At 77.0% G+C, this 5213-nt stretch carries 3 protein-coding genes; all 3 read right to left on the bottom strand.

The window, feature by feature from the left end; genetic code table 11:
• Window positions 1-368 precede the first annotated feature (368 nt).
• Window positions 369-1217: an SDR family NAD(P)-dependent oxidoreductase gene (locus tag HCN56_RS23245; protein WP_167974264.1), complete on the bottom strand. Its 849-nt coding sequence runs from the start codon at window positions 1215-1217 to the stop codon at window positions 369-371.
• A 312-nt stretch (window positions 1218-1529) separates the two neighbouring features.
• Window positions 1530-3185 (bottom strand): sensor histidine kinase, encoded by a 1656-nt coding sequence (locus tag HCN56_RS23240; protein WP_167974262.1) that lies wholly within the window; start codon window positions 3183-3185, stop codon window positions 1530-1532.
• 237 nt (window positions 3186-3422) lie between these two features.
• Window positions 3423-5213, bottom strand: a 1791-nt coding sequence (gene cydC / locus HCN56_RS23235; RefSeq protein WP_167974260.1) for a thiol reductant ABC exporter subunit CydC, incomplete at its 5' end; no start/stop codon positions are given.

The raw sequence follows: 5213 nt of genomic DNA, 5'->3' as shown, positions 1-5213 counted from the left end.
CCGCCGGCCAGCAGGGCCACCGCGGAGGCCGCGGCGACCAGCCGCAGCCTGCGGGGCCGGCGGGCGTGGGAGCCGCCGGCGGGGGCGGCGGGGTCCGGCGTCTGCGCGGAAGTGGGGAGCGCGGAGCGCGACATGCGGTTCTCCTTCGTGACCTGCGCCCTGGGCGGGCACCGGTCGTGGGGGGTGCGGAGGGAGTTGCTCCGAAACTTAGGACCGGCACCCGCCATGTCAAGATCCTGCGGCGGGTTCCGGACGCACCACCCGCACCACCTGCCCCGGCACCCCCACCTGCCCCGATAGCGGTCAGGTGTCTCCTCCGCCCCTGCGGCCCCGTCGCAGCGCCCGGGCGGCACCCCGCCGCTGCGGGCTCAACTTCCGCGCTGTGCGCCGCCGTTGACCTGAACGATCTGAGAGGTCACATGCCCGGCCGCCGGCGAGGCCAGCCAGTGGAGCGTCGAGGCGACATCCCCCGGCGTGCCGGCACGGCCGTTGAGCGTCTCGTCGATCCGAGCGCGCCAGTTCTCCTCCGTCATGCCGTCCTCGCCGAAGAAGTCGGTGTCGCCGACGATCCCCGGCGCGACGGTGTTGACCGTGACGCCCCGGGGGCCGAGGCGCCGCGCCAGCGCGTGGGCGTAGGGGTGCAGCGCCGCCTTCGCCGCGCCGTAGGAGGCGACGCCGGAGCCGCGGTAGGCCGCGATCGAGCTGACGAACAGCACCCTGCCGCCCGGCGAGGCGAGCCGGTCGGCCAGCGCCTCGGTGAGCAGCACCGCGCTCAGGGTGTTGGCGCGGAAGTCGGCGGTCCACCCCCGCGCGAGCACCGCCAGCGGGTCCTCCTCCGCCTCCCCGGCCGCCCCGTCGCCTCCCACATCGGAGGGGTCGCCGCCCGACCGGCCGGTGGTGGCCGAAAACGTACCGTCGCTCGCACGGGTACCGGGGGCGCCCCCAGCCTGCCGGGAGGGGGTTCCGCCGGCACAGTGCAGCAGTACGTCGACCGTGCCGAACCGGTCCCGCACCATGTCGGCGACGGACCGCACGTCGGCGGGTTCGGTCAGGTCGGCGGGGTGCGCGACGGCGTCCGGGAGGTCGGCCGCGGCGCGCCGCAGCACGTCCGCCCGCCGCCCCACCAGCACCAACCGGTCGCCGTCTCGTGCGAAGGCCCAGGCGGCGGCCCGTCCGATACCCGTGCCACCGCCGCTGATCACCACAGTGCGCTTCATGGCGCGCACCCTAGGGCCTTTCCGGCGCTCCGCAACGGGCGCGCGCCGCCGGCTTCGGCCATCTGCCGCGTTCTCCGGCGGCGGAAGCACGGCGCGGATGGGGCCGGTGCCGCCGGACCGGCCGCTGCCGAGCGGGCACCTCGGCCGATCCGGCCGTGCCTCGGCCCTGCGTCGGCCGATCGAGCATGCGTCGGCCGGTCGAGCCGGGGCCGGCCGGCGGGGATGGGGCCCTCGGGTCCGGTCAGCGGGTGCGGCGCCGGAGGGGCCCAGCCGGCTCCGCACGTCCCACCGGCGCCGCGCGGGCCCGGCCGCTCACAGCGGCACCTCCCAGACCACCGTGGTGCCGCGGCCGTCCGAACCGGGGCCGAACTCCACCGTGCCGCCCAGGCTGCGCGCCCGCTGGCCGATGTTGCGCAACCCGGAGCGGCGCTCCTCGCCCTCCGGCAGCCCGACGCCGTCGTCCGCGACGGTCAGTCGCACCGCGTCCGTACCGTCGGGACGGACGGCCGTGGCGTCCACGGCGACCTCGACCCGGCCGGCGCCGGAGTGCCGGGCCGCGTTGGAGAGCGCCTCGCGGAGCGCCGCGATGAGGTTCTTCGCCGCGGCCTCCCCGACCCGGTTGTCCACCGGCCCGTTGAAGGTGACCGAGGGCTGGAAGCCGAGGGTCAGCGCGACCGTGCCCGTCTCGCGCAGCACCCGGGTGCGCAGCCCTGAGGGGGCCTCCTCCGGCCCCTGCTGGAGCGCGAAGATCGCGGTGCGGATCTCCTGGATGGTCGCGTCGAGTTCGTCGACCGCCTTGCCGATGCGGCTGTGCACGTCGGGTAGTTGAGCGGCGCGCTGCGCCGTGTCGAGCAGCATGCCGGTGGCGAACAGCCGCTGGATGACCAGGTCGTGGAGATCGCGGGCGATGCGGTCGCGGTCCTCGTAGACGGCCAGCTGCTGCCGGTCGTCGCGGGCCTCGCTCAACATCAGTGCCACCGCCGCCTGCTGCGCGAACTGGTTGGCCATCGCCCGCTCGGCGATGGAGAACTGGCGCGCACCGCGGGCACGCGGCAGCGCCAACGCCCCCAGTGCACGGCCGTTGTTGGCCAGCGGCAGCACCATGCTGGGTCCGAACCGTGCGGAGCTGGGGTCGTTGATGCGGGGGTCGGTGGCGACGTCCTCGAAGAACACCGGTTCTCCTGCCAGGAGTTGGCCGAGCAGCGCGCTGCCCGGCGCGATCTGGGTACCCATCAGGCCGGTGGTGTCGTCGGCGCAGGCGGCGACCACCTCCATCCCGCCGCCGCTGCTGGGCACCAGCACCATCGCGGCGTCGGAGTCCGCGAGCCGGCGGGCCTGTTCGGCGACGACGGCGAGGGCGTCGTCCACGTCCCCCGAGAGCAGCGAGGTGGAGAGCTCCGCGGTGCCGTCCATCCAGCGGGCGCGTTCCCGGACGGCTTCGTAGAGCCGGGCGTTGCCGATGGCGATGCCGGCCTCGGTGGCGAGGATCTGCACCAGCTGGAGGTCCTCGCGGGTGAAGGCGGCGTCGCGGGTGTCGGCCAGGTAGAGGGCGCCGTACCCCGCGTCGTGGACGCGGACCGGTACGCCCAGCAGGGAGCGCAGCGGCGGGTGGTCGGGCGGGAAGCCGGAGAACCGCGGGTCGCGGGTCATGTCGGTCAGCAGCAGCGGGGTGCGGGACTCCAGCAGCGACCTGATCAGGCCGCGCGAGCCGGGGAGTCGGCCGATCAGCGCCCGCACCTCGTCGCTGACGCCGCGGGTGACGAACTCTCCGACACCGCCCTCGTCGTTGACGGCGGCGAGGGCGGCGAACGGCGCGCCGGTGAGATCCGCCGCGGCGGCGACGACCCGGTCGAGCAGCATGGGCAGCTCCACGTCGCCGCCGATCGCGACCATGGCGTCGAGCAGCAGGGGGAGCCGCTGCGCCAGGTCGGTCGAGCCGCCGTTCCGCGATGAGCCCTCAGCCGCCATAGGGCGAGCCTAGGCGATTGGCCCGTTTTGTGACTGCTGGGCGGTCCAAGCGGTGGGTCCGGCCGACCCGGTGCCCCCCGTGCGCCCGGGAACCCGTGGCCCGGAAACCGTGCCCCCGTGGGCCCGGGACCGGTGGGTCCGGCCGCCCGGGGCCGTCCGACGCGCGCGGCAGCCCCGGGCCGCCTGCGGGCACCCGGCCGCCCAGGGCTGCCGCGCGCCACCGCCGGGCCGCGCGCCCTACGCGTCGGCCGGTACCCGCGCGGCGGCGGGCGGCGCCGGTGCGAGATCGCCCTCCGCCGCGCGGAGCAGCCGCCGGAACGGGCCGGGTACCGTCGCCAGCTCCGCGTACCGCCCGCGCTGCACCAGCAGCCCCGCGTCGAGCACCAGCACCTCGTCGACCGTCTCCAGGCCGGTGAGCCGGTGGGTGATCAGCACGGTGGTACGGCCCTCGGTGGCGGCGAGCAGGTCGGCGGTGAGCGCGTCCGCCGTGGGCGCGTCGAGGTGCTCGGCGGGCTCGTCGAGCACCAGCACCGGGAAGTCGGCGAGCAGCGCCCGAGCCAGCGCCAGCCGCTGCCGCTGGCCGCCGGAGAGCCTGCCGCCCTCCTCCCCCACCGGGGTGTCCAGCCCCTCGGGGAGCGCGCGGGCCCAGTCCCCGAGCCGGGCGCGGTCCAGCGCCGCCCACAGCCGGTCGTCGTCGGCGTCGGTCGCCGCGAGCCGCAGGTTCTCCCGGAGGGTGCTGTCGAAGACGTGCGCGTCCTGGGCGCAGAGCCCGACCATGCGGCGCACGTCGTCGCCGTCGAGGGTGGTGGCGTCGGTACCGGCCAGCGTGTAGCGGCCGGCGGCCGGGTCCAGCAGCCGGAGCAGCGTCAGCGCGAGGGTGGTCTTCCCGGCGCCGGAGGCGCCCACGACGGCGACGCGGCGCCCCTGCGTCAGCTCCAGTTCCACCCCGCGCAGCGCGGGGCGGTCGGCGCCGGGGTGGGTGACGGTGAGCCCGGTCAGCCGCAGCGGCAGCGGGCCGGCCGGCGGCTCGGCGGGTTCGGCGGGTTCGACCACCGGCTCGGGCGCCTGGAGCACCTCCCGCAGCCGGTCGGCTGCGCGTGCGGACCGCTGCCGGTGGCGGACCGCCTGCGGCAGCGCCGCCACGGCCTCGAACGCCGCGAGCGGCAGCAGCACCACGGTGGCGAGCCACACCCCGGTGAGGGCGCCGTCGTGGACGGCCGCGACGCCCAGCCAGGCGGCGGCGGTAACGGTCAGCCCGGTGATCCAGGTGATCAGCCCCGAGGTGAGCGCGTTGCCGGCGGCGGAGCGCGCGGCGAGGGCGGTCAGCTCCCGGTCGGCGTCGGCGGTGGCGGCGAGCCGTCCCGGCAGGGCGCCGGCGACGGACAGCTCGGCGGTCCCCGTCAGCACGTCCACGGTGCGGGTGGCGAGCCGGCCGCGGGCGGGGGCGAGCCGCTGCTCGGTGCGGCGCGCCACCAGCGCGGTCATCGCCGGGACGGCGACACCCGCCGCCAGCAGCCCGACCGCGAGCGCGATGCCCGCGGCGGGGAGCAGCCAGAGGGTGAAGGCGACGGCCAGTGCGGAGGCGATGCCCGCGGCGGTCGCGGGGAGCAGCCACCGCAGGTAGTGGTCCTGCTGGGCGTCGACGTCGCCGACGACCCGGGCCAGCAGGTCGCCCCGGCGCACCCGCCGCAGCCCGGCGGGGGCGAGCCGCTCCAGCCGGCGGTAGACGGCCACCCGCAGGTCGGCCAGGATGCGCAGCACCGCGTCGTGGGAGAGCAGCCGCTCGCAGTAGCGGAAGACCGCCCGGCCGATGCCGAAGGCGCGGGTCGCGGTCACCGCCATCATCAGGTAGAGCAGCGGCGGCTGTTCGGAGGCGCGGGAGATCAGCCAGCCGGAGACCGCCATCAGCCCGGTGGCGGAGGCCAGCGCGAGGGCGCCGAGGACGGTGGCCCAGCCCAGCCGGGCGGTCCATCCGGCCCGCTCCGCGGCGCCGGGGTCGGCGGCGAGCAGCGCGGCGGGGCCGCGGGC

The sequence above is a fragment of the Streptomyces lonarensis genome (assembly GCF_012033735.1).
Taxonomy (GTDB): domain Bacteria; phylum Actinomycetota; class Actinomycetes; order Streptomycetales; family Streptomycetaceae; genus Streptomyces; species Streptomyces lonarensis.
The sequence above is the reverse complement of the archived record's forward strand: the minus strand, read 5'-3'. Positions and strand labels throughout refer to the sequence as shown.

What these genes read in the sequence shown, in the direction of transcription:
- HCN56_RS23245 (WP_167974264.1), bottom strand. Translation starts at nt 1,217, where the DNA reads ATGAAGCGCACTGTGGTGATCAGCGGCGGTGGCACGGGTATCGGACGG.
- HCN56_RS23240 (WP_167974262.1), bottom strand. Translation starts at nt 3,185, where the DNA reads ATGGCGGCTGAGGGCTCATCGCGGAACGGCGGCTCGACCGACCTGGCG.